At 64.3% G+C, this 23,434-nt stretch carries 15 protein-coding genes; 11 read left to right on the plus strand and 4 right to left on the minus strand.

Annotated elements, in window-relative coordinates; all coding sequences use genetic code 11:
* Window positions 1-90 precede the first annotated feature (90 nt).
* On the minus strand, window positions 91-3,156 hold the full coding sequence (locus tag FB389_RS01030; protein ID WP_142110970.1) for an ElyC/SanA/YdcF family protein: 3,066 nt from the start codon (window positions 3,154-3,156) through the stop codon (window positions 91-93).
* Between the two features lie 418 nt (window positions 3,157-3,574).
* On the opposite strand from FB389_RS01030, the gene aspS reads away from it, so the two are divergent.
* Entirely contained in the window at window positions 3,575-5,356 is a 1,782-nt protein-coding gene (aspS, locus tag FB389_RS01035) for an aspartate--tRNA ligase (protein ID WP_142113371.1), read from the plus strand.
* Window positions 5,357-5,401: 45 nt separating this feature from the next.
* Here aspS and FB389_RS01040 read toward each other — a convergent pair whose 3' ends face one another.
* A complete protein-coding gene (locus FB389_RS01040) occupies window positions 5,402-6,157 on the minus strand; it encodes a hypothetical protein (protein ID WP_142110971.1) in 756 nt (251 codons plus the stop codon).
* A 139-nt stretch (window positions 6,158-6,296) separates the two neighbouring features.
* Between FB389_RS01040 and FB389_RS01045 the strand changes: the two genes are divergently transcribed.
* The gene (locus FB389_RS01045; protein ID WP_142110972.1) at window positions 6,297-7,640 is read left to right on the plus strand and encodes a replication-associated recombination protein A; all 1,344 of its coding nucleotides are present in this window, start codon (window positions 6,297-6,299) and stop codon (window positions 7,638-7,640) included.
* A 595-nt stretch (window positions 7,641-8,235) separates the two neighbouring features.
* Entirely contained in the window at window positions 8,236-11,655 is a 3,420-nt protein-coding gene (locus FB389_RS01050) for a phosphatase PAP2 family protein (protein ID WP_170207816.1), read from the plus strand.
* 48 nt (window positions 11,656-11,703) lie between these two features.
* Here the strand turns inward: FB389_RS01050 and FB389_RS01055 are convergent, their stop codons facing one another.
* Both FB389_RS01055 and FB389_RS01060 read right to left on the minus strand, forming a co-directional pair.
* Window positions 11,704-11,958, minus strand: coding sequence for a hypothetical protein (locus FB389_RS01055; RefSeq protein ID WP_142110974.1), 255 nt, complete (start codon window positions 11,956-11,958; stop codon window positions 11,704-11,706).
* A gap of 60 nt (window positions 11,959-12,018) precedes the next feature.
* On the minus strand, window positions 12,019-12,684 hold the full coding sequence (locus FB389_RS01060) for a PDDEXK family nuclease (protein WP_142110975.1): 666 nt from the start codon (window positions 12,682-12,684) through the stop codon (window positions 12,019-12,021).
* Between the two features lie 1,525 nt (window positions 12,685-14,209).
* On the opposite strand from FB389_RS01060, the gene rpsD reads away from it, so the two are divergent.
* From rpsD to FB389_RS01100, 8 genes are all read left to right on the plus strand, one after another.
* On the plus strand, window positions 14,210-14,836 hold the full coding sequence (rpsD, locus tag FB389_RS01065; RefSeq protein WP_142110976.1) for a 30S ribosomal protein S4: 627 nt from the start codon (window positions 14,210-14,212) through the stop codon (window positions 14,834-14,836).
* 215 nt (window positions 14,837-15,051) lie between these two features.
* Entirely contained in the window at window positions 15,052-15,414 is a 363-nt protein-coding gene (locus FB389_RS01070; RefSeq protein ID WP_142110977.1) for a DUF948 domain-containing protein, read from the plus strand.
* A 32-nt stretch (window positions 15,415-15,446) separates the two neighbouring features.
* Window positions 15,447-15,905: a hypothetical protein gene (locus FB389_RS01075; RefSeq protein WP_142110978.1), complete on the plus strand. Its 459-nt coding sequence runs from the start codon at window positions 15,447-15,449 to the stop codon at window positions 15,903-15,905.
* Window positions 15,906-15,967: 62 nt separating this feature from the next.
* Window positions 15,968-18,664, plus strand: coding sequence for an alanine--tRNA ligase (alaS, locus tag FB389_RS01080; protein ID WP_142113373.1), 2,697 nt, complete (start codon window positions 15,968-15,970; stop codon window positions 18,662-18,664).
* On the plus strand, window positions 18,661-19,221 hold the full coding sequence (ruvX, locus tag FB389_RS01085) for a Holliday junction resolvase RuvX (protein ID WP_142110979.1): 561 nt from the start codon (window positions 18,661-18,663) through the stop codon (window positions 19,219-19,221). Before alaS ends, ruvX begins: the two co-directional genes overlap by 4 nt.
* A gap of 3 nt (window positions 19,222-19,224) precedes the next feature.
* Complete coding sequence (gene mltG / locus FB389_RS01090) at window positions 19,225-20,520, plus strand: endolytic transglycosylase MltG (RefSeq protein WP_142110980.1); 1,296 nt, start codon at window positions 19,225-19,227, stop codon at window positions 20,518-20,520.
* Between the two features lie 139 nt (window positions 20,521-20,659).
* Complete coding sequence (locus FB389_RS01095; RefSeq protein WP_142110981.1) at window positions 20,660-21,502, plus strand: shikimate dehydrogenase; 843 nt, start codon at window positions 20,660-20,662, stop codon at window positions 21,500-21,502.
* Between the two features lie 116 nt (window positions 21,503-21,618).
* Window positions 21,619-23,295, plus strand: coding sequence for a GspE/PulE family protein (locus FB389_RS01100; RefSeq protein ID WP_142110982.1), 1,677 nt, complete (start codon window positions 21,619-21,621; stop codon window positions 23,293-23,295).
* The last annotated feature ends 139 nt before the right edge of the window (window positions 23,296-23,434 follow it).

Here is a 23,434-nt window from a genome sequence, read left to right on the forward strand (position 1 = left end):
AGCGCGGCGCTACTAAGAAGCGGGGGCCGAATCACTGGACAAACGCCCAACGATCCAACCCCCGCCGACGGGACTCTGAATGCGGGTGCGCTAGCCCCGCTTGACCTCGACCTTCGTGGTGACGGACCTCTTTGAGTAGGTCGAGTTGCCGCTGTAAGTCACGCGGATCTTCCCCTTGCTCCGCAGCTTCTTGGTTTTGATCGTGGCCTGGTAGAACCCGCCAACTTTGCGAAGCGCGGACTTGCCGACTACCTTGCCGCCTAGGCGCAGGGTCACTTTGCCGGTTGCGGGCGCACCCGCGACCGTGCTAATCCGGACGCGGACCTTGATGCGCTTACTGGTCTTCGCCTTGCCGGATGTCCGCTTCGCCGTAATCTTTGCGGGCGATACCTTTGTGATTACGAACGAGGCCGCCTTGCGCTGCGAGGACGCAACCAAATCGCTGCCGGACGAAGGCTCGAACGCGACCGTCACGGTGTGCCGTCCGACCGCCAACGTCCGCGGGAGCTTGACCGTTGCAATGCCAGATGCGATCCGCGCCGATCCGAGCGTCTTCCCGTTCTCTGTGACGAATACGGTCCCGGTATTGACCGAGACCCCGGCCGCCAGCGCCACGATCGTGGCGGTCGAGCCCGCCCCGTAGCGCGACGAGGTGACCGCAGCGGAGAGCTTGACCGCGCTCGGGGAACTCGTGTTGCCGCCGCCGCCGGGGTTGTCGCCGCCGCCGGTGTCCTGCTTCTTCACCACGGTCAGTTCGCGCACTGCGATCTCGGACACCGACCCGGATGAATCGGTGGCGCGGGCGCTCAACGTCACGTTTCCTTGCGGTAGAACGATCTTGCCGGTGTAGGGCAGCCAGGCGCCGCCGAGCGAGTATTCGATCGAGGTGATGTAGCGCGCCGCAGTGGGCGCGGTGGCATCGACGCTCGCGGTGGTCCCGATGTAGTACGAACCGTCAGCATGCGGTTGCGAAATCGTGATCGTGGCGGTGGGGCGAAGTAATTCCAGTCCGTCGATGGCATCGCGAACGGCCGCAGTGGCCCTGGCTACCTGTTCCGGGGTCGACGCGACGTCCGCGGCCACGGTCTGCGCATTTGTTAGCGCCTGCGCCAGAGCGGCGTATGAAGCTTCGGTGTAGTTGGCGGTGGGCACCGCGGAGCCCTCGTCCATAATCGACGTCAGCGCGGTGACATCCGCAGCGCGGACGACGATGGGCAACGACACGGACTTGGTTGCCCCACGGTACATGTATGACGCGTCGATGCTCACGTTGCCGGCAACCTCGGTACTGGGCATTTTCACGGTCGCAATGTCAGTGATATCGATTGCCCGATCCGTCCCGTTGGACAACGTTGCCGAGACGGTGAACCCGGTGGCGTCGATGTCGTCGCCGACCAGGTATTCGGTCTTCGTCGGCGCAGTCGCGGTGAGTCCGTCAAGCGTGGACAGCGAAGGTGCCGGATTGGTCCAGCTAGCTAGTTCACTCGAGGAGATGTCGAACAGGTCGTCCACATTGTCAACGATTTGGCTGCGCTTGGACGAGTCCGGCAGGCTCTGATCTGCGTTGCGTCCTGAAACACTCTCCGCGATGTGCCCAAGCATTTCGATGCGATTGGTGGCGCCCCAAGCGTTACGACGCAAAATGTCTGCGACGGTGAACAGCACGGTCGGGCGGCGCACGTAGTCACCCGAGGTGATGAGCGTGTAGGAAGAAATGTTGCCGAGGGAGTAGAGCATGTTGACGGTTTGGAACGCGCCAGTTTGGGCATTGGTTGCCACCTGCGTGCGCACGATCCGGCTGGCATCGATACCGCGGGACACCAGTCCCTGATACCCGGCGTTGATCTCGGCCTGGTTTCCGGCAACGACCGCGATCGAGTTCGGGTATTGCGTCAGCGCCGCCTTGGCCAGGTCCAAGCGACCGGTCGTGGCGGTACCAGAACCGCCGTCTGCACCCAGGACAACGAATGCGTGGCCCGAGGATGGAATACCCGTGGACGGAATCGAGGAGTTGACTGTCGTCGAACTGAGTGCCTTGTCCCAGACACCTTGCAAAGCTCCGAACTCGCGCCCGTAGACCCCGGAGATGTCCCCAAGTTCCGCGATTGCTCGGCGGACATCCAGCACGTTCGAGCGCGTGGTGGTGGGGTTGCCATCGAACCCTTCGCGTTGCAGGTAGACGAACTTCGCGATTGCTCGGCGCAGGCCGTTGGAGCCGGTCCTAAATTCGGCAAGGGCGCCTCCGTTGCCATCGCTGCCGCCGACGGCTTCTCCGGACAGCTTCGCGACGTTTTGCGCGATGAGGTTCCGCTCGCTGGCGTTGGGGTAGCCCGGAGGCTCCACGTACCCGGTGTTCTGGCACGCCGACGTCATGCAGGCCGCACCCGCCTTCACCTCAATGAGGTGGTCATCGCCGTTTCGCACCTGGTGCAGGCGTGAGGCGAACTGGTACAAGACGGTGCCGCGGCGCATGTGCCAACTGGCGGTGATGAGGGATACGGACTTCACCGGCGTGGTGCCAACTACATCCGGATCGTAAAGCTTGTCCATCGACATGGTCGCGTTGTTGGGCGTGTCGAACGAAGCGTTTTCCACGATGATGCGCGATTCAGGGATGCCGGAAGCGACCAAGAGGTCGTGCATGACCTCGCCCTCGGTGGTGATGGTCTGTCCCGATGCGCCGTAGCCGCCCGTGACCATGATCCGGGCAAGCGGATACTTGGCCGCCGCGGTCTTGGCGACCGCAACTCGGTCCAGCAACTGCTGCTGCGGCGTTCCATCCTTGTTGAGAACGTGGCCGAGCACCACGAAGACGTGCGACGGGTCATTGGGCAGACCGTCGGGAATACCCGCCTGATTAGTTGCGTCAGTCGAGCCCTGCACGGTGAAATTCGACAGCGAATCGTTCCAGATGTGGGTCGCATCTGCGTACGCCTTGCCTTCAGCGGGATCGAGCTTCTTCAATTCCGCCAATTGATCTTCGACATCGTCTAGGAGACCGATGCGCTGGAACTCAACGATTTTTGCTTCGGTTTGAGCGATAGTGGCGGCCGAGGCCGCGGAACTGACGGGGGCGCTTATGACCCCCGGCAATAGAGCGGTTGCGAGCGCGAGCGCGATCAGTGGCGCGCGTCGCGAATTCCTGTGGAGTGTCATACATTTCCTTCAGTTTGGGCGGTGATTCAGCAACGAATCACGTGCCAGCCAACCGTGGTCTGACAGCGTTGTCATGGACGGGTCATTTCGACAGTACGACATTCTGGTGAACAGTTCTAGTCCGAATTTGAGGCGCGATGTTCCTGTGTTTGCGGCGCGGGGTGCCCTGGGAGGGGCGGCCTCGTTCTCATATCGGCTTTGTTATCCGAATTGCGGTCGGCAATTGGCGTTGAGTTTTGATTGTGCCGGCTTGCGGGGTTGGCGTTGCGGCCTCGTTCCGCTCTCGCGCCCTCGCGCCCTCGCGCGGGCCCCACCCAGCCACTCAGCCACCCAGTCACCCAGCCAGGTGGGGCCACGCCAATTTGCCGACTAGACTATTTCGCGGCAGTCCAATCGGCTATTGAATAAGAGGAATTTCGTGCTGCGCACTCATGATGCAGGCTCGCTGCGCGCCAGCGACATCGGTTCGGTCGTCACACTCACGGGGTGGGTTGACCGCCGCCGCGATCACGGCGGGGTCGCGTTCATCGACCTGCGGGACGCTTCCGGTATCGCCCAGGTCGTGATCCGGGACGAGGCGGTCGCTCACCCGCTGCGCTCCGAGTTTGTGCTAAAGGTTACGGGTGAGGTCCACGGCCGCCCGGACGGCAACGCGAACCCGAACCTCGCCACCGGCGACATCGAGGTCATTGCAACCAACGTTGAGATTCTGAACGAGGCCGCCCCGCTCCCATTCCAGGTTTCCACGGCGCTGGACGGCACCGAAACGATCGGGGAGGAGGCGCGCCTGCGTTACCGCTACCTGGACCTGCGCCGCCCCGCGCCGGCCGCCGCGCTGCGACTGCGCTCCGAGGTCAGCCGCGCCGCGCGCAACGTGCTTGCGGATAACAACTTCGTGGAAATCGAAACGCCGACGCTGACGCGCTCGACGCCGGAAGGCGCCCGCGACTTCCTGGTCCCCGCGCGGCTGGCGCCCGGCTCCTGGTACGCGCTGCCGCAGTCGCCGCAGTTGTTCAAGCAGTTGCTGATGGTCGCCGGCATGGAGCGGTATTACCAGATCGCGCGCTGCTACCGCGACGAGGACTTCCGCGCCGATCGCCAGCCGGAATTCACGCAGCTCGATATCGAGATGAGCTTCGTTGACCAGGCCGACGTGATTGCGCTTGCCGAACAGATTTTGTCGTCCCTGTGGAAGCTCATCGGCTACGACATCGCGACCCCGATCCCGCACATCACCTTCGCTGACGCGATGGCAAAGTACGGCACGGACAAGCCCGACCTGCGCTTCGGTTTGGAACTGACCGAACTGACGGACTACTTCGCCAACACGCCGTTCCGCGTTTTCCAGGCCCCCTACGTCGGCGCAGTCGTGTTCCCAGGTGGTGCTTCGACACCGCGCCGGGGGTTCGACGCGTGGCAAGAATGGGCCCGGCAGCGCGGTGCAAAGGGGTTGGCATATGTCACCTTCGGCGCGGACGGCGAGCTTGGCGGCCCTGTGGCGAAGAATTTGTCCGATGAAGAGCGCGCCGGGCTCGCCGCCGCGACGGGTGCGGCCCCTGGCGACGCGGTGTTCTTCGCCGCGGGCAAGGCATCGCAGGCTCGCGCGCTCTTGGGCGCTGCCCGCCTGGAGGTGGGAAAGCGTGCCGGCCTGATCGACGAGAACGAGTGGTCATTCGTGTGGGTTGTCGACGCGCCACTGTTCAAGCCGACTGGCGAGGACGACGACGTGGCTTTGGGGCACTCGTCGTGGACGGCCGTACACCATGCATTTACTTCACCGAAGCCGGAATGGCTGGATTCGTTCGACAAGGATCCGGGCTCCGCACTCGCCTACGCCTACGACATTGTGTGCAACGGCAACGAAATCGGTGGCGGCTCGATCCGTATTCACCGCCGCGATGTGCAGGAACGAGTCTTTGCCGTGATGGGCATCGGTGAGGCCGAGGCGCAAGAGAAATTCGGGTTCTTGCTCGATGCGTTCCAGTTCGGTGCCCCGCCGCACGGCGGTATTGCCTTCGGTTGGGACCGCATCGTATCGCTGGTGTCGCGTTCCGAATCAATTCGGGAGGTCATCGCGTTCCCGAAGTCCGGTGGCGGATTCGACCCGCTGACTCAGGCACCCGCGCCGATCACCCCCGAACAGCGAAAGGAAGCCGGCGTCGACGCGAAGCCGAAGAAGGAAGAGAAAAAGGAAGGCTAGCCCACACGGTCGCGCGTGGGTTTGTTTGGCGGCCCGGAGGCGTCCCTAGGTGGGCGCCCCGGGCCGCTTTTTCGTTATGAAAGAGTCGCGCGGCAGCGCGCGTTCCGCCTCCGGGCCGCGACGGTCCCACCTGGGGCGCTCGTCGCGTACGATTCCCTGGTGCTCCGGACGGTGGTCCGGCAGGTGGTCGACCGGGTTGTACCCGGGATAGATGTGCTTGAGGTAGATCCAGCTCAGGTACGCCAGCGGCATGCCGACGATCGTCGCCATCCACATGGTTTGGCCCAGCCACGCGATCGGTTCGGGAACGATGAGCCAGGAGATGAAGCCGATCGCATACGCGAACCCAACGGGAGCCCACACGGCGATCATCGCGAGCCTGGTTGATTTGTAACGCGCAACCCGCTCCGCATAGGCGTGCCCCAGGCGCGCGTTGCGGGCCATAGTCTCGAGTTCTGCGTGAGTGCGTTCCGCCCTGTCGCGCGAAGCGTGCTGGTATTCGTCCCAGGCTTGCGGGGCCACGGGGTCGTAATGAGGGCGGTCCGGGACGACGCGGTGGATTTCCGCGGCGGCGGGTTCGCCGGGGGCGACGCGCGAACTGGGCGGGGCGGGTTCGCCGGGGGCAACGTGCGAACTGGGCGGGGCGGGTTCGCCGGGGGCAACGTGCGAACTGGGCGCGGCGGGTGCGCCGGGGGCAGCGGGCGAACTGGGTGTAGCGGGCGCGGCGGCGCCAGACCCCGCTTCCGAGTCTCCGGGCGGCGCGAACTTCCGCCAATCGTCGGGCACATCTGCCGGATCCATCGCGCCACCCCCTTGTCGCCGAAAACGATTCGCAGCCCGAGCGGCGACACCTCGCGGTGAGGACCGCGCCGCGTCACCGTGCGCAAGCCTTGCTTCTGCGGTCATTCTAGTCAGAGGTTGGCGCTAGGCTTGGCCAATCATGGACCTTTTCGACGCCACCACCTCCGACGCACAGGGCCGCCCGGTCGCGAACGCACACGCGCCGCTCGCGGTCCGGATGCGGCCTCGCTCCCTCGAAGAAGTCGCAGGTCAGGCCCACCTGCTGGAACCGGGGGCGCCGCTGCCGCGCTTGATTGCGGGTGCGGGAGAGGGGGCCTCGTCCATAATTCTGTACGGCCCCCCGGGGACGGGCAAAACGACGCTCGCATACCTGATCGCGCAGGCCGGGCAGCGCAGATTCGTTGAACTTTCAGCGATTACGGCGGGGGTCAAAGATGTGCGCGAGGTCGTGGCGGACGCCAAGCGGCGGCTCGCGACGGGCGGCGAGAACACGGTGCTGTTTATCGATGAGGTTCACCGGTTCTCCAAATCGCAGCAGGACGCATTGCTCCCCAGCGTTGAGAACGGTTGGGTGACATTGGTCGCGGCCACCACCGAGAATCCCAGCTTTTCGGTCATATCGCCATTGCTGTCGCGCTCGCTGCTGGTCACATTGCAACCACTGAGCGACGACGACATCGCAACCCTGATCGAGCGCGCACGCACCGATGAGAGGGGGCTTGGCGGGGCGATTGAAATTACCGACGAGGCCCGCGACGCCCTTCTTCGACTTGCCGGGGGCGATGCTCGTCGTGCTTTGACGATCTTGGAGGCGGCCGCGGGCGCGGTGCCCGCAACGGCCGGTGCGGGCCTGGTGACGCTGGAGGTGCTGGAGCGCGCGACTGACGTGGCGGCTGTGCGGTACGACAAGGACGGGGACCAGCATTACGACGTCACTTCTGCGTTCATCAAATCAATGCGGGGTTCCGATGTCGATGCTGCCCTTCACTACCTGGCCCGGATGATCGTGGCGGGGGAGGACCCGCGGTTTATCGCGCGGCGCGTCGTTATCGCTGCGGCAGAGGAAGTCGGCATGGCGGATCCCTCGGCGTTGCAGACGGCAACCGCGGCCGCGCAGGCGGTTGCCATGATCGGTATGCCTGAGGCGCGGATCATTTTGGCGCAGGCGGTGGTGCACGTGGCCACCGCGCCGAAGTCGAACGCGTCCTACAAAGCGATCGATGCGGCCATTGCCGAGGTTCGGCGCGGTGGCACGGGATTGGTGCCTGCGCATTTGCGGGATGCGCACTATGCGGGCGCGAAGGGGCTGGGTCACGGGGCGGGTTATGTCTACGCGCACGACGAACCGCACGGGGTAGCGCGCCAGCAGTACCTGCCCGATCCGCTCGTTGGCCACCGTTACTACGAGCCGACCGATCGCGGGTTCGAACGGGCCATTACCGAACGCCTGGGTCGCATCCGCGGGATCCTGGGGGAAGACTAGGAACCAGGGCGTGTCCGTGCATGGAGGCGTTGCGTGGTCGCGCGTGTGGGTGACTGGCGGGCCGGGTGTGGTTTCGGTAGCTGCGGATCGTGTGGTTTGTGTCGCGCGTGTGGGTGACCGGCGGGCCCTTTGCGACGCGAAACCGCTTCGGTAAATGGGGCCCCGGGTCCGCTGGGTGGCGCGCGCGCCACCCCGGGGACGCACGTCGCGTGTTCAACCGGTTTAGTTGGTTGCAGTTCACTCGTCATTCAAGTATCGTTCAAGTTATCGTGACAGCGTTGTCAGTGGTGGCTTCGATCGACGATTGATCACTTGAGTTCACTCAAGCGTGCCGCCGGACTAGAGATCAAGGTATGAATTGATGCAAAGAACTCTCAGTAGGCCAACGGCGAATCGTTGGGCAAGTTTTGGTCGCGTCTCGGCTTCGGCTGCGGCCGCACTCGGGCTTCTGTTCAGCGGACTCGTGGCCGCACCGGCCGCGCAGGCTGCACCCCTAGCAATCAGGGGCGATTCAGCTGATGTCCAAGGCCTTGTGACATCCGCAACTTCTAATGTTCCCAACGCGACAAAACCATCTGAGGACATTAACAAGTTGATGGATAGTGACCCATCGACCAAGTGGTTTGCCGGCTCGAAGCCGTCGGCGGAATCGCCGATTTACGCTGTATATACCCTGAGTGAGGCCGCGCTGGTCACTGGTTACACCATGGTGTCCGGTAACGATGAATCAGCGCGTGACCCGAAGGCGTGGACCGTACTTGCCACCAACAGTGCGTCCGTGGCAGGCGAACCGCTGGGAACCGGCTGGACGGTCATCGATTCCCGGTCTGGGCAGACCTTTTCCGGTCGGACTTCGCCGCTGAACTTCACTACCAGCGCGTCGATCTCCTACAAGTATTTCCAGCTTCGAATCACCGCGAACCGGGCCGATTCCGGCGGCTCCAACGACAACGTGATGCAGTTGTCGGACTGGAAGTTGCGCAGCGGGGTGGCTGGTTTCAGCTCGTCGTTGATCACCGCGGATACAGAGTGGTCCTACCTGGAGGACGGCACTGTCGATCCTGCCGGTGGTGACACGGCGGACCGGACCAAGTGGACCAAGGTTGGGGCCACGCTGCCCGGTACCTGGAAGACCGCCAAGGGATCGTTCGGTGCCAAGCGCAGCGGCGGATCGGCGACCGTGAACGTCGGCTCCGGCTACCAAGCAAATACGCTGCTGAAGTACTTCCTGAATTATGCAAGCGACAGCGACTACACGACCGTCCCTGCATACTTCTTCCGATACCAGTTCGAACTTGACTCCGCCGCCGTGGCGAGCATCAATGGCCTGTACGGGACGATCGTTCACGACGACGCCGCCACGGTGTACCTCAACGGGAAGAACGTTGCGGATTTCCCGGGGACAAACGTAGTGACGAGTAACCTTGGTTACGGCGGCAACAACAACACCGACCCCGCGACAGAGCAATTGCTCTTCCCCACGAAGGGCATCCTTCAGTCGGGCACGAACGTTCTTTCTGTTGAACTGCACAACGTGAATGCGACCAGCTCCGATGTCTACTTCGCGATGCCGAGCCTGGCCGCGACCAGCGACACGGTTGCGGAGCCCTTCACTTCCGCGCAGACAAGCTACAACTACTCCTCGAACACCGTCTCGGCGGACTTCTTCACCGACCTGCTCTACGGGTTCGATGACATCAAGAACACCCCGTCGATCATTGCCAAGAACGAGAGTGGCCCCGACCGCAACGGTTCGAACACGCTGACCGCGGCCAATGACCGAGTAGTTGTGGAAACGAATAATGCGGCCGTCGGCAGTGAATCGGCAAAGGTTGCCAAACGCGAGCAGGCCTACAAAGACTCTGTGAACGATTCGAAGTACACCATGGTCGATGGTTTGGGCAGCGTGCTCGGCCCGATTTACCTCGAGGCGCTCAATGCCGGTGAATTACCGAAGACCAAGTGGGTTCTGAGCAACACCGAAAACAACTCATACGAGGCCGCAAACAACTCCGCGAAGGGCCACTGGTCCTACCAGCGCCCCATGAACCGCCTCGGGTTTTCCACCGGCGGAACGTGCAGCGGCGGCGCGTTCACCGGCACCACAGGTTGGATCCAGGTCACGTCGCAGGGTGGCACCGGTGACTACAACGGGCTGTGCAGGCAGGGATCGTTCCCGTCGGGGCACACGCTGCACGGCTACACCAACGGCACGACGCTGGCGACCCTGCTCCCAGAATTGTCGCCACAAATCATGCTTCGGGCCTCCGAATACGGTAACAACCGCCTTGTTCTTGGCTTCCACTACCCGATGGACGTCATGGCGGGTCGTATCAATGGCCAGGCCGTTGTCGCCAACCGGTGGTCTGACACCAAGTTCCGTGAGCTCTTGCAAGAGGCAAGCCAAGAAGTCCACGACGTTCTGAGCGCCAAGTGCGTCAGCGCGGGTTACAGCGCCGACATTGAGAAGTGCGCTGAGGCCGATTCGAGCTTGCCCAGTGACGAAGAATCACTCAACACCTACGAGGATCGCCTGACGTACAGCGCCTACACGACGATCGACGGCGTGCGGCACAGCGATGGCTTCCCGCAGTTGGACAAATCGGCCAGCGATCTGGCCCCGATCGTGCCCGACAGCGCAGCAGATGTTCTGCTCGGCGCGTTCCCTGATTTGACGCTTGCGCAGCGCAAGTCGATCCTCAGCCAGACTGCCGTCAAGGGTGGTTACGCGCTTGACCAGACGAAGGCTGGCAAGGCCAGCTGGCAACGCCTCAACTTCGCGGCAGCCATGGTTGCGGATGTATCCGTAGCCTCGGACGGAAATGTAGTGGTTGAGGACTCCGCTTCCGCATCGCAGCCCGAGGTGAAAGTCGACGGCACCGTTTTTTCCGGTTTCGTTGAGGGCACGACCCAATACACCGTTACGCTGCCCGCCGGGTCGACCCAAGCACCCGAGGTGTACGCGTACATTCCGGGTGCAGTGGTCACCGTCACGCAGGCGGCATCGGCGACCGGTGCGGCGACCATCACGGTCAAGCCAATCGGGTCAACGACAACGACCACTTACACGGTGAATTTCCAAGTGGCACCGCAGCTCAGTTCCAAGGCAGAGCTTTCGGTCTTGCAGGTGGATGGCGTCGCGGTTGCGGGGTTCTCGTCCTCCAATAGGCAGTACTCCGTTGAGCTGCCGGCAGGCACGACTGCCGTTCCCGCCGTCACGGCCACGGCCGCGGAAAATGGAACGGTTGCCATCACGCAGGCGACCAGCGTTACCGGCGCGGCCGTCGTTACGGTGACCTCCGAGGATGGCACGGCTACCTCGCAGTACGTTGTCCAGTTTTCCGTCAAAGCCGGTGACAACGGCGGTGGTGATAACGGCGGTGGCAACAACGGCGGTGGCAACAACGGCGAGACCGTCGTTGCGGCGGTAACAGTGACGGCAACGCCAACGGTCACCTACAACCGTGCAGCCACCGTGAATGTGAACGTTACTGCGAAAGACGTCGTGCCGAGCGGGCGCATCGTCGTCACGACGCCAGGCGTCAATCCTGTGCTAGCGACGCTGCGGGACGGCAAGGCGACCGTGACGTTGCCGAAGTCGCTGGCCGTCGGCAAGCATTCAGTGACAGTCCAGTACGTCCCGGCGGTTGGAGGCAAGGTTGTAGCTCCGGCGAGCGCCAGTGTCCTGACCTTCACGGTGACCAAGGCGAAGGCGGCTAAGCCCGCCGTGAAGATCACGAAGGGCAAGCGGAACGCGAAGACTGCGCACGTTGGCCGCAAGGTCGTCTTCCGCGTGACGCTGAAGAGCGTCGGCGCAGCCGCGCCTACCGGTAAGGTCACCGTCCAGGTCGGCAAGAAGTCGGTCGGCAAGGCCAAGCTAAAGCGATCCGGGAAGTCCTACGTCGCCAAGGTTACTATCAAGAAGCTGAAGAAAAAGGGCAAGATCTCCGTGATCTACTCGGGGAACAAGTCCTTGAGCAAGGCGAAGTACGCGACGGGCTTGCGTGCCCGGTAGCGGGGTGCACGGCATCCGGAGTTCTTGATCGCCTTGCGGGCGGCGGTTTCACGTCGCAGGTTCTGGGTAGGCGGAGCGACGGTATCGGATCGTCAAGGGAAGGAAATCCTGGGTCGAATCCACTGCTGATAGTTCGAAGACGGTGGGGTGGAGTCGCGCTTGCGGCTCCACCCCGCTGTTGTTGGTGCCCGCTGTTGGTTGAGTCCTGTTGCCGGGCGCGCGCAGCGCGGTGCGGCCCAGCGCGGTGCGGCCCAGCGCGGTGCGGCCCAGCGCGGTGCGGCCCGGTGCGACGCGGCAGGGCACGGTCTAGCGCGCCGCGGCAGGGCACGGTCTAGCGCGACGCGGTCTTCTTCTTGGTCGGTCCTACCTGGTGCGAGCCATCGGGACTCCTGCCTCTGCAAGGAGCGTCGGGAGAGTAGTGAATTCGAGAGCTTCCTTCCATGTCCAGCGGACGATCGTGTATCCGGCACGATGCAACTGGTTATGGCGGACTCGTTCTTGTTCTTGTACGGCGATTTGGTGGTCGATGCTTGGTGCTTGCGAATCCACGTATTTCTGGAATCCGTCAAATTCGCCGATGATTCGTTGGTCCGGCCAATAGAAATCGACTCGGTACGCCTTCCCGTTCCGTAGCCTGATTACTTCCTGGAGCCGGGGTATGCCGATCCGATGCTCAATGAATCGTGCGCGGCTCAAAGACTCGCCCACGGATTCGCTTCGCGGGTCTGCGCAGGTGATCACCTTTCGAGCTTTCCTGATGCCGCGAGCACCAGAGAGGGCAAATACCAACTTGCCCAGTTCGTCTCGCGAAACCATCATCATACGCAGCGCGTAGTCTGCCGCTGCGAGCCCGCACGCGAATGACTCTGTTCGAGATACATCTATGACTACCCGCGCAATATCTGTCGTACTCACACCCGCGACCCGCATCAGCGATGAATCAAATTTGGTTTGGTGACGCTTGACATGCTTCGACGACCGACCGCCGTGGGCGGGAGAAATGGTCGCTTCGACCTTTCGGAGTTTCACTCCAATCAAAGGGATCCCTAGAATGACCGCCGCGGACTTCCCGGAAAGAACTAAATGGGGATCGCGCCGAAAGTGGGCCGTCGCCACGAGCCGATGTTGATCTTCCTTGCGCATCGCGTGCCACTGCTTGGCATCGGCATAGAGCCCTCGCTGCGGGCGAACTAGCGTTCGCCGATTTAGACAAGACCTGATGGCCGTCGGGCCGTAGCCACTCTCTACGATTTCTGCGGCCCATAGGGCACGTGGGCCCACAGCGTCGTTGAAGAGGTTCCCGAATTCGGTGGAACTAGTTGATTTGTCATCCGGAGTATTCATAGTTCGACAATTCCGAAACGGGGGAGCGCTTGCCAGCTGCTTCCGCAATTGTTGATAACTTTTGTGCTCTGTTTTGACTGGAAGGGGCGCGCTCGGCGCGTGCGGGGGTGGCCGGGACACCGAGTGCGGTGGTTTGGTGCGAGCGCGGCGGTTTGTGCAGTGGTTTTGACTGAAAGGGCCGCGGTCGGCGGGTGTGGGGGTGGCCGGGAACGTCGAGTGCGGTGGTTTGGTGCGAGCGCGGCGGTTTGTGCAGGGGTTTTGACTGGAAGCGGCGCGGTCGGCGGGTGTGGGGGTGGCCGGGAACGTCGAGTGCGGTGGTTTGGTGCGAGCGCGGCGGTTTGTGCAGGGGTTTTGACTGGAAGGGCCGCGCTCGGCGCGCGCGGGGGTGGCCGGGGACACCGAGTGCGGTGGTTTGGTGCGAGCGCGGCGGTTTGTGCAGGGGTTTTGACTGGAAGGGCCGCGGTCGGCGGGTGTGGGGGTGGCCGGGGACACCGAGTGCGGTGGTTTGGTGCGAGCGCGGCGGTTTGTGCAGGGGGGTCTCGATACGCCCGCTGCGCGGGCAACTCGACCAGCAGGTGCGGTCGGTGGGTGGTCTCGATACGCCCGCTGCGCGGGCAACTCGACCAGCAGGTGCGGTCGGTGGGGGGTCTCGATACGCCCGCTGCGCGGGCAACTCGACCAGCGGGTGCGGTCGGTGGGTGGTCTCGATACGCCCGCTGCGCGGGGAACTCGACCAGCGGGTGCGGTCGGTGGGTGGTCTCGATACGCCCGCTGCGCGGGGAACTCGACCAGCGGGTGCGGTCGGTGGGTGGTCTCGATACGCCCGCTGCGCGGGGAACTCGACCAGCGGGTGCGGTCGGTGGGTGGTCTCGATACGCCCGCTGCGCGGGGAACTCGACCAGCGGGTGCGGTCGGTGGGTGGTCTCGATACGCCCGCTGCGCGGGGAACTCGACCAGCGGGTGCGGTCGGTGGGTGGTCTCGATACGCCCGCTGCGCGGGCAACTCGACCAGCGGGAACGCCGGGTGCGGGAGCGCAGGAGCGCGGGCGCCGCTGGTGTACAATAAACCGGTTGCCCTCATGGGCGACAACCCTGGGGCCTTAGCCGGCGCGAGCGCGCACAGCGCGAACGCAAAAACACAAGGTCGGCCCCGCGCTCCGCGCCAAACCGGTCGCGGCGGCGTGACAACCGAAACAGGAAGAGAAAACGTATGTCTTCAGTGACTCGTTCGCGCCGCCAGGTGCGACTGAGCCGTGCCCTCGGAATCGCTCTGACCCCGAAGGCAGCCCGCCACTTCGAAAAGCGTCCCTACGCCCCGGGCGAGCACGGCCGCAGCCGCCGCCGCACCGAGTCGGACTACGCGGTCCGTCTGCGCGAAAAGCAGCGCCTGCGCGCTCAGTACGCACTGCGCGAAAAGCAGCTGCGCCGCGCTTACGAAGAGGCCCGCAAGGACTCGGGTCTGACCGGTGAAGCACTGGTCGAAAACCTCGAAGTCCGCCTGGACGCCCTCGTGCTTCGCTCCGGCTTTGCACGCACCACGCTGCAGGCGCGCCAGGCCGTGACCCACCGTCACATTCTGGTTGACGGCAAGATTGTCGACCGCCCGTCGTTCAAGGTCAAGCCCGGCCAGACCATCCAGGTCAAGCCGAAGAGCCAGGCCATGACGCCGTTCCAGGTTGCCGCCGCGGGCGCGCACCGCGACGTTCTGCCGGCCGTCCCGGGTTACCTGGACGTCCAGATCGAGAAGCTCACCGCGCAGCTGACGCGCCGCCCCAAGCGCGCCGAGGTCCCCGTGACCTGCGAAGTTCAGCTCGTCGTTGAGTACTACGCTCGCTGAGTTTACGAACACATGGCAGCCACCCGGTGCCTGGGCAAATCGCTCGGGTGCCGGGTGGTTGCGCATCCGGAGGCTTGGCGCGTCGCTTGGGGGTTCCGCAACATTCAGGAACGAGTTCCCCCGTCCCCGCACACCTCCCATCCAACCCAACTATGCTTGCCAGATGCCACCGGCGTCAGCGCGGTGCGATTCATGGACCGAAAGGGAAGGCGACAATGCTCGGCGATATTGTGGGAATCATTGCGGCGGTGGCGTTCGTGGCGCTGGTCGCGGTTAGCGCCGTGCCGCTGATCCGCTTGGGGAAGCTGTTCGATCGGACATCGCAGTCGGTCGAAGACATAACCGAACACACCCTGCCGATTTTGGACCAGGCTTCGCAGACCGTGTCGGGGGCCAACGTGCAGCTTGAGAAAGTCGATGCGATTACGACGGCGGCCTCCGAAGTGTCCCAGAATGTGTCGGCGCTAACGGGACTGTACGCGGCGACATTCGGGAAGCCGCTCGTCAAGGTGGCGGCGTTCAGCTACGGCGTGCGCAGCGCACTGGCTTCAACCATGCACAAGTACACGAAGAGGTGAACATGCGACGGGTTTTGTGGATCGGAGTTGGGGTGGCGGCGGCCGTTTTCGCCGCCAAGAAGTGGCGGGAATTGACGGAGGAACCGGGCACCACGGGTTCCGCGGCGCGACTAGCTGAGTCGCTCGCCGGCGACCTGGCGAAGCGCGCCGGTGATGCCGGCAAGGTCGGCCTGCAAAAGGCTACGGCCGGGGCCCGCGAGTTCGTGACCGAGTTCAAACGGGCGCGCGCCGAACGCGAAACCGAGTTGGCGGTTTCCCTGCTGGCTGAATCGCAGGGATCGGTCGACGAATTGCGGGCCAGGCGTGCCGCCGCACGCGCGGCAGCTGACGGCGGCACCGGTTGGGGCGGCGACGCGGCGCGGACACCCACGAACCCGGCGCCGACACCCACGAGCCCGGCGCCGACAAGGAACCAAAAATCGGCGGCGAACGCCAACGGTGGACCGGACCCCTTTGCCGGCGACGAGGAGCACGTGGGGTATGAGTTCTAGCGGAGCCCTCGTCCCCGATTATTATTTTTTTTGCACACGACCCTAATGAAGTGAGAAGCACCATGCGCACCGCCATGATCCGTCAGCGCTGGCTGGACTACTTTGGTAGCCACGGCCACCACATCGCGCCGTCGGCGTCGCTGATTTCGCCGGACCCGTCTTTGTTGTTCACGGTTGCCGGCATGGTCCCGTTCATCCCTTACATCATCGGCACGGAAAAGGCGCCTTACTCGCGCATCGCGAGCGTCCAAAAGTGCATCCGCACCAACGACATCGACAACGTCGGGCGCACCACGCGCCACGGCACGTTCTTCCAGATGAACGGCAACTTTTCCTTCGGCGACTACTTCAAGGAAGGCGCCATTGACCTGGCGTGGGGCCTGCTGACGACACCGCAGGATCAGGGCGGCTACGGGTTCGACGGCGATAAGTTCTGGGTGACCCTGTGGGATCAGGACGACGTCAGCTTCGACTACCTGACTAAGACCATCGGCATGGACGCACGCCAGATTGTGCGCCTTCCGCGCAACGAGAACTTCTGGGACACCGGGCAGCCGGGCCCGGCGGGGCCGTGCGCGGAATTCCACTATGACCGCGGACCGGAGTATGGGCCCGAGGCGGTGGGCGGCGCGGTGGACCCCGGCGGCGACCGTTACTTGGAAATCTGGAACCTGGTCTTTGACCAGTTCATGCGCGGGGAGGGTCAGGGCAAGGACTACCCGCTGCTGCACGAATTGGAGCAAAAGGCGATCGACACGGGCGCGGGCCTGGAACGCATGGCGTTCTTGCTGCAGGGCAAGAACAACATGTATGAAATCGACGAGGTTTACCCCGTCATCGCCGCGACCGAACAAATAACCGGCAAGAAGTACGGCGTCAGCGAGGACGACGACGTCAAGATGCGTGTCATTGCGGACCACATTCGCTCGTCCCTGATGCTCATCGGTGACGGCGTGCGCCCCGCGAACGAGGGCCGCGGCTACGTGCTGCGCCGGATCGTGCGCCGCTCGGTGCGTTCGTTGCGGCTGCTCGGCGTGCAGGAGGCGGCGCTGGACCAGCTGCTGCCGGTCTCGCGCGACGCGATGGCGGAGTCGTACCCGAACCTGGCCCAGGACTTCGACCGCATCTCGCAGATCGCTTACGGCGAGGAAGAGGCGTTCTTGCGCACCCTTGCGGCCGGCACCACGATTCTGGATGTGGCGGTTGAAAGCGCCAAGGAGGCCAAGCCGAACCACCCGCTGTTGGCCGGCGACGCGGCGTTCAAGCTGCACGACACGTACGGTTTCCCGATCGACCTGACCCTGGAGATGGCCAAGGAACAGGGCGTCGAGGTCGATGAGGCCGCCTTCCGTTCGTTGATGGCCGAGCAGAAGGCGCGGGCGCGCGCCGACGCGCTGGCAAAGAAGACGGGGCACACCGATACCGCCGCGTATGAGCAGTTGGCGACGGGAATGGCCGCTCCCGTCGAATTCTTGGGATACACCGAGGACGAGGCCCGCGCCGCCGTCGCCGGCATCATCGTAAATGGGGTGCCCACCCCGGCCGTGACCGGGCCTGCCGACGTCGAGATCATCCTGGACAAGACACCGTTCTACGCGGAGGCCGGCGGGCAGTTGGCCGATCAGGGTTCGATTGTGCTCGACTCTGGGGCGACGGTAGAGGTGTTCGACGTGCAGTCGCCCGTTCCGGGCCTGCGCGTGCACCGCGGGCACCTGAGCGAGGGCACGATTGCGCTGGGCGATCCCGGGACCGCCAGCATCGACGTTGCGCGGCGCCGGGCGATTAGCCGCGCGCACACCGGCACCCACCTGATCCACAAGGCCCTGCAGGAAACGCTGGGGCGCGACGCGACCCAGGCCGGTTCCGAGGACGCCCCCAACCGCATCCGGTTCGACTTTCGGGCCCAGGGCGCGCCGCCCGTCGAGGCGATGGAGGAAATCGAGGGGCGCGTCAACGAAAGGTTGCGCGACAACCTGGCCGTCAGCGACCAGATCATGGACATCGACGACGCCAAGGCGCTGGGCGCTATGGCGTTATTCGGCGAGAAGTACGGCAAGCGCGTTCGTGTCGTGTCGATCGGTGAGGACTGGTCGCGCGAATTGTGCGCCGGCACGCACGTTAAGCAGTCCGGTGAGTTGGGACTGGTGACGCTGCTTTCGGAGGCGTCGATCGGGTCCGGGGTGCGCCGCGTCGAGGCGCTTGTTGGTTCGGATGCACGCGGGTTTCACGCTAAGGAACACGCCCTGGTGGGGCAGCTCAGTTCGTTGTTGCAGGCGCGCAGCGACGAGCTCCCCGGCCGCGTGCAGGCGCTCATGACCAAACTGAAGGACGCCGAGAAGCAGCTTTCGCAGATTCGCCTGGAAAACCTGGTCGCTTCGGCCGGACAGATCGTTGCTAACGGACGCGAGATGGTGGGCAGCGTCGCGGTCATTGCCCACGATGCGGGCGAGGTCGCCACGGGCGATGACCTGCGCACGCTGGCGATGGAGCTGCGCAACCGCCTGGGCCAAGACGCGGCCGTTGTCCTGGTCGGCGGCGTGAGTAAGGGGCGCCCCGTCCTGGTGGCTGCGACCAACGCGGCCGCCCGCGAGGCGGGCGTCCGCGCCGGCCAGGTCATCGCGGCGGCGGCCGGAGCGCTGGGCGGTCGCGGCGGCGGCAAGGATGACATGGCGCAGGGCGGTGGCACGGATGCCACGAAGCTGCCCCAGGCCCTGGCGACCGTCGCGGATTCCGTGCGTTCAGCGGTGGGCAACGGGTGACGTCGGGTGACGCGGGGCAGGCGTTGCCCCGCGGCCGCCGGCTGGGCGTCGATGTCGGATCCGTTCGCGTTGGGTTCTGTCAATCGGATCCGGACGGGTTGATCGCAACCCCCGTGGACACGCTCCCTCGTGACCAAATTGTGACCTTGGTGCCACCTCGTGGCACAATTGACACGCACAAGGTCGTCGGCGGTGTTCCGTCCGATGTCCAAACGATCGTCGAATTCGTGCGCGAATACGACGCGGCGGTGGTGTACGTGGGCCTCCCTAGGCACCTTTCGGGTGAGGAGGGGGAGTCGGCGCGCATCGCGCGGGATTACGCCGGGCTGTTGGCCGGTTTGATCGCACCCGTCGAAGTTCGTCTGGTTGATGAACGCATGACCACCGTTGCAGCACACCGGGTGTTGCAGGCGGCTGGCCGCTCCCGGCGCAAGCACCGCGCCGTGGTCGACCAGGTCGCAGCGGTCGAAATCTTGCAGGGTGCGCTCGACGCCGAAAGGGCATCTGGCGCACGGGCCGGTGAGTTAATCCCGGCGAACGGCACGGCTGGAGATTGAGTAGTGAAGCATCACGGAAACGGTATCGATGGTCTTTTCGGGGATGATCACCACGACAGCTATGACGCCCAAGGCCAGACAAACCGTGCGGCCCCGGGCGTCGTAGGAGAGGAACCGGCCCCGCACGTGGACCCGGCTGGCGCCCCAGTGCACGGGGTCGGCATTTCGAATCAAGAGTTTTCGCGGCGGTCCGTGCAACGCGAATTGCGCAAGCGCAAGGCGCGCAAGCGCCGCAGGGCCATGACGGCGGTGCTGATCACGGTCCTGGTGCTTGGCGTCGGTGGCTTCTTCGTGTCGAACTTTGCGGGTTCGATGATCAAGTCGGTATTGCCCGGTGCGTCGTCCTCCGCGGAGGTGACGGATTACCCGGGGCCGGGGACCGGCGAGGTGGAAATCTCGGTGAACCAGGGCGATACCGGCGAGGACATCGCCACGACGCTGAAGGACAACGGTGTGGTCGCCTCGCGCACGGCATACTTGAATGCGGCATCGACCGAGCCCGCAGCCCAGTCGATTCAGCCGGGAACCTACGCGCTCAAGGAGCAGATGGCGGCCGCGGACGCGCTCAAGGTGCTGGTGGATCCCGCCAACCGCCTGGACTACATCGTGACAATTCCCGAGGGCTGGACCGTTGAGCAGGTCAACACCAAGCTGCAAACGGTGATGGGAGTTACCCCCGAACAGATCGCGGAGGGAGCCAAGGACACCCAAACGACCGGCCTACCCAAGGCCGCCGGGGGCAATTACGAGGGCTGGCTGGCTTCCGGACAGTACGTGTTTGCGCGCGACACTTCCGTGGCGCAGGTCTACAAGCAGATGGTGTCGCGGCAGGTCAAGGTCCTCGACGATCTGGGCGCGGATAAGTCGGAACGCGAAGAGATTTTGATCAAGGCGTCGATTGTGCAACGCGAGGGGCAGGCCGATGTTTACAGCAAGGTCGCCAGGGTGATCGAGAACCGATTGAAGGCGGGCCAGGCCTTGCAGATGGACACCACGGTCGGTTACGGCGCCGGCAAGGACGTCATGACGCTGACGCAGGCGGACTTCACGAACAAGTCAAATAAGTACAACACCTACGTGCACACCGGCCTGACGCCGACCCCCATCGCCAACCCGTCCGAGGACGCGATTAGCGCCGTGCTCAAGCCGGCAAACGGGGACTGGATGTACTTTGTTACGGTCAACCTCGATACGGGCGAAACCAAGTTCGCGACCACGTGGAACGAATTCCAAAAATACGTCGCGGAATACCGCGAATGGAAGGCAAAGAACTACACCGCGGATTCCGACGAGGGCTAAGGGCCGGGGCGGGCAGCGGCCGGTCCGGCGGCGGCAAGGCGGCAAACGGCACGACGGTGAGCGCCCGGTCCGCCCGGGGCACGGCGGCAAACGGCACGGCGGCGAACGGCTAGATAGGAAGGACGAGGCGCACGACGCGATGACACTTCACGCGGGAGTTCTAGGTCACCCCATCACACATTCGCTTTCGCCGGTCTTGCACCGGGCCGCCTACCGGTCGCTGGGTTTGGACTGGACCTACGACGCGATCGACGTCCCCCAAGAACAATTCGCTGGGTTCCTCGGGGCACTCACCGACGACTGGGTGGGCCTGAGCCTGACCATGCCGCTGAAGCAGGAAGTGCTGAGCCACCTCGATGAGCGGTCCGCGGATGTCGTGGCGACCTGCGCGGCAAACACGCTGGTGTTCGAGCGGACGGCCTCCGGAACGCGCCTGTGCGGGCACAACACCGACATTGACGGGATCGTGCGGGCGATCGGCGAAGCCCCGCTTTGCGCGCAGCGTAAGACCGCGGCGATAGTGGGGGCGGGGGCCACCGCGGCCTCCGCGGTGGCGGCCCTGGGGAGGCTGGGCTTCGAGCGGGCCGACGTGGTGCTGCGGTCCATGGCCCGGCGCGGGCCGGTGGAATCGGCCGCGGCGGCGGTCGGGATGGAGCTCACCTACAACCTGACCGGCGATTTCGCCGCGGTCGCCGCGAACGCGGACGTCATGGTCTCGACGCTGCCAGGGGGGGCGGGGGACTCGTTGGTGGATAAAGTTGTCCCGGCGGTCCGTCCCGGTGCGGTGCTGCTCGATGTCGCGTACGAGTTTCGCCCCAGCGTCCTGGGGAGCGCTTGGCGCGCCGCGGGCGGAACCTACGTGTCGGGGGAGCGGATGCTGCTGCATCAGGCGGTGGCGCAGGTCGAACTGTTTGCCGGCGCCCGCCCGGACGTCGCCGTGATGGATGCGGCGCTGCGGCGCGTGCTCGATTCGCGCGACTAGGTCGGCAAACGTGCGGCGCCGCCGCCGCACCCAACCAGACCTTAGGATCGAAGCGGCGCGTGCCGATAACTGCTTGGATGAAAGAGTCGCGACTGGTCGGGATGGAGTGAATCGGCATGAAGCAATTGGGTGAAATTCTGCTCGAAGAGGGCCTGGTCACGGAGGACCAGCTGCTCGCGGCGCTGGATGAGCAGGTTGAGCAGGGGACCTCGTTGGGGCGCGTCCTGGTGCAAATGGGCGTGCTGACCGAAATGCAGCTGGTTTCGGCGCTCGCCGCGCAACTGGGCATGCCGTTCGCGGATCTGGACGACTACGCGGTCGATCGCCAGGCGGTCGCTTCGGTGCCCGCGTCGGCCATACGCCGCTACACGGTGCTACCCATCGGATTCGACGAGTCGGGCAACATCTTGCTCGCGATGGCCGATCCGTCCAATGTCGTTGCGATCGACGACATCAGGGCGATGAGCGGGCGCGGCGTGGTGCCCGTGGTGACCACGCACGACAACGTGGCGCGCGCGATCGACCGGTTCGTGCGTTCGGATTCGGAAATCCAGGACCTGACCCAGGCGATGGAGGACGAGGCCCAAGAGGACGCGGTCGATCTCGCCAATTTGCAGGGCGTGGCGGACGACGACGCGCCGATAGTGCGATTCGTGAATCTGCTGGTCACGCAGGCGATCACGGACCGTGCCTCGGACATCCACATCGAGCCGACGGAACACGACCTGCGCGTGCGCTACCGCATTGACGGGGTGCTGCACGAGATGCAGCGTTCGCCGAAGAACATCACGCACGGCGTCATTTCGCGCGTGAAGATCCTTTCCGACATCGACATCGCGGAACGCCGCAAGCCGCAGGATGGGCGCATGTCGGTGGTCCACAACGGGCGCAAGATCGACCTGCGCGTGGCCACGCTGCCGACGGTGTGGGGCGAAAAGATCGTCATGCGTATTCTGGATAACTCGACGGCCTCGCTGGCGCTGAAGGACCTGGCATTTTCGGACGGCAACTATGAAATCTACGAGCGTTCGTTCTCCAAGCCGTACGGCATGATCCTGGTGACCGGGCCCACCGGTTCCGGCAAGTCAACGACGCTGTACGCGACGCTCAACGCGGTTTCGCGTCCCGAAATCAACGTGATCACCGTCGAGGACCCGGTCGAATACCGCCTCGATGGAATCAACCAGGTGCAGGTGAACCCGAAGGCGGGGTTAACCTTCGCCAGCGCGCTGCGGTCGATCCTGCGGTCGGACCCCGACGTGGTTCTGCTCGGTGAGATCCGTGACCACGAAACGGCGCAGATCGCCATCGAGGCGTCGCTGACCGGCCACCTAGTCCTGTCGACCCTGCACACCAACGACGCGCCTTCGGCGGTGACGCGACTGACAGAAATGGGGATTGAGCCGTTCTTGGTGGGCTCCGCGCTTGACTGCGTCGTCGCCCAGCGCCTGGCACGCAAGCTGTGCGACAAGTGCAAGGAGCAGTACGTTCCCGAACCCGAAGAACTGATCGCCATGCATTTCCCGTGGCAACAAGGTGAAGAACGTCCGACCCTATACCGGCCCGTTGGATGCGTGGCCTGTTCGCGCACCGGTTACCGCGGGCGCGTGGCGCTGCACGAGGTCATGGCGGTCGATGAGGACATTGAGCGGCACGCGGTTGCCGGGTCGTCGGCTTCGGAAATCAGCAAGTCCGCTATTGCCGGCGGTATGAAGACTCTGCGCGAGGACGGCTTCTTGAAGGTGCGCGAGGGTAGGACATCGCTGGAAGAGATTATCCGCGTCGTCGCGTAGGGTCCCCTCGCGCGGGGGCGTCCGGTGCGCGGCCGCACGGGGTTAAGCCCGGGGCCATAGATGCCGATACGCTGTACGTCTTGAGTCTTGGCGCGTGCGACGGCAGTGGTTGTATCGCATTTCTGGCATACGCGCAGGC

Source organism: Rarobacter incanus, from assembly GCF_006715765.1.
Classification (GTDB): Bacteria; Actinomycetota; Actinomycetes; order Actinomycetales; family Cellulomonadaceae; genus Rarobacter; species Rarobacter incanus.

Bases quoted from the DNA above. Each gene is read 5' to 3' on its own strand.
- FB389_RS01030 (WP_142110970.1), bottom strand. From the start codon at position 3,156: ATGACACTCCACAGGAATTCGCGACGCGCGCCACTGATCGCGCTCGCG.
- FB389_RS01040 (WP_142110971.1), bottom strand. From the start codon at position 6,157: ATGGATCCGGCAGATGTGCCCGACGATTGGCGGAAGTTCGCGCCGCCC.
- FB389_RS01045 (WP_142110972.1), top strand. From the start codon at position 6,297: ATGGACCTTTTCGACGCCACCACCTCCGACGCACAGGGCCGCCCGGTC.
- FB389_RS01050 (WP_170207816.1), top strand. From the start codon at position 8,236: ATGGATAGTGACCCATCGACCAAGTGGTTTGCCGGCTCGAAGCCGTCG.
- rpsD (WP_142110976.1), top strand. From the start codon at position 14,210: ATGTCTTCAGTGACTCGTTCGCGCCGCCAGGTGCGACTGAGCCGTGCC.
- FB389_RS01070 (WP_142110977.1), top strand. From the start codon at position 15,052: ATGCTCGGCGATATTGTGGGAATCATTGCGGCGGTGGCGTTCGTGGCG.
- alaS (WP_142113373.1), top strand. From the start codon at position 15,968: ATGCGCACCGCCATGATCCGTCAGCGCTGGCTGGACTACTTTGGTAGC.
- FB389_RS01095 (WP_142110981.1), top strand. From the start codon at position 20,660: ATGACACTTCACGCGGGAGTTCTAGGTCACCCCATCACACATTCGCTT.
- FB389_RS01100 (WP_142110982.1), top strand. From the start codon at position 21,619: ATGAAGCAATTGGGTGAAATTCTGCTCGAAGAGGGCCTGGTCACGGAG.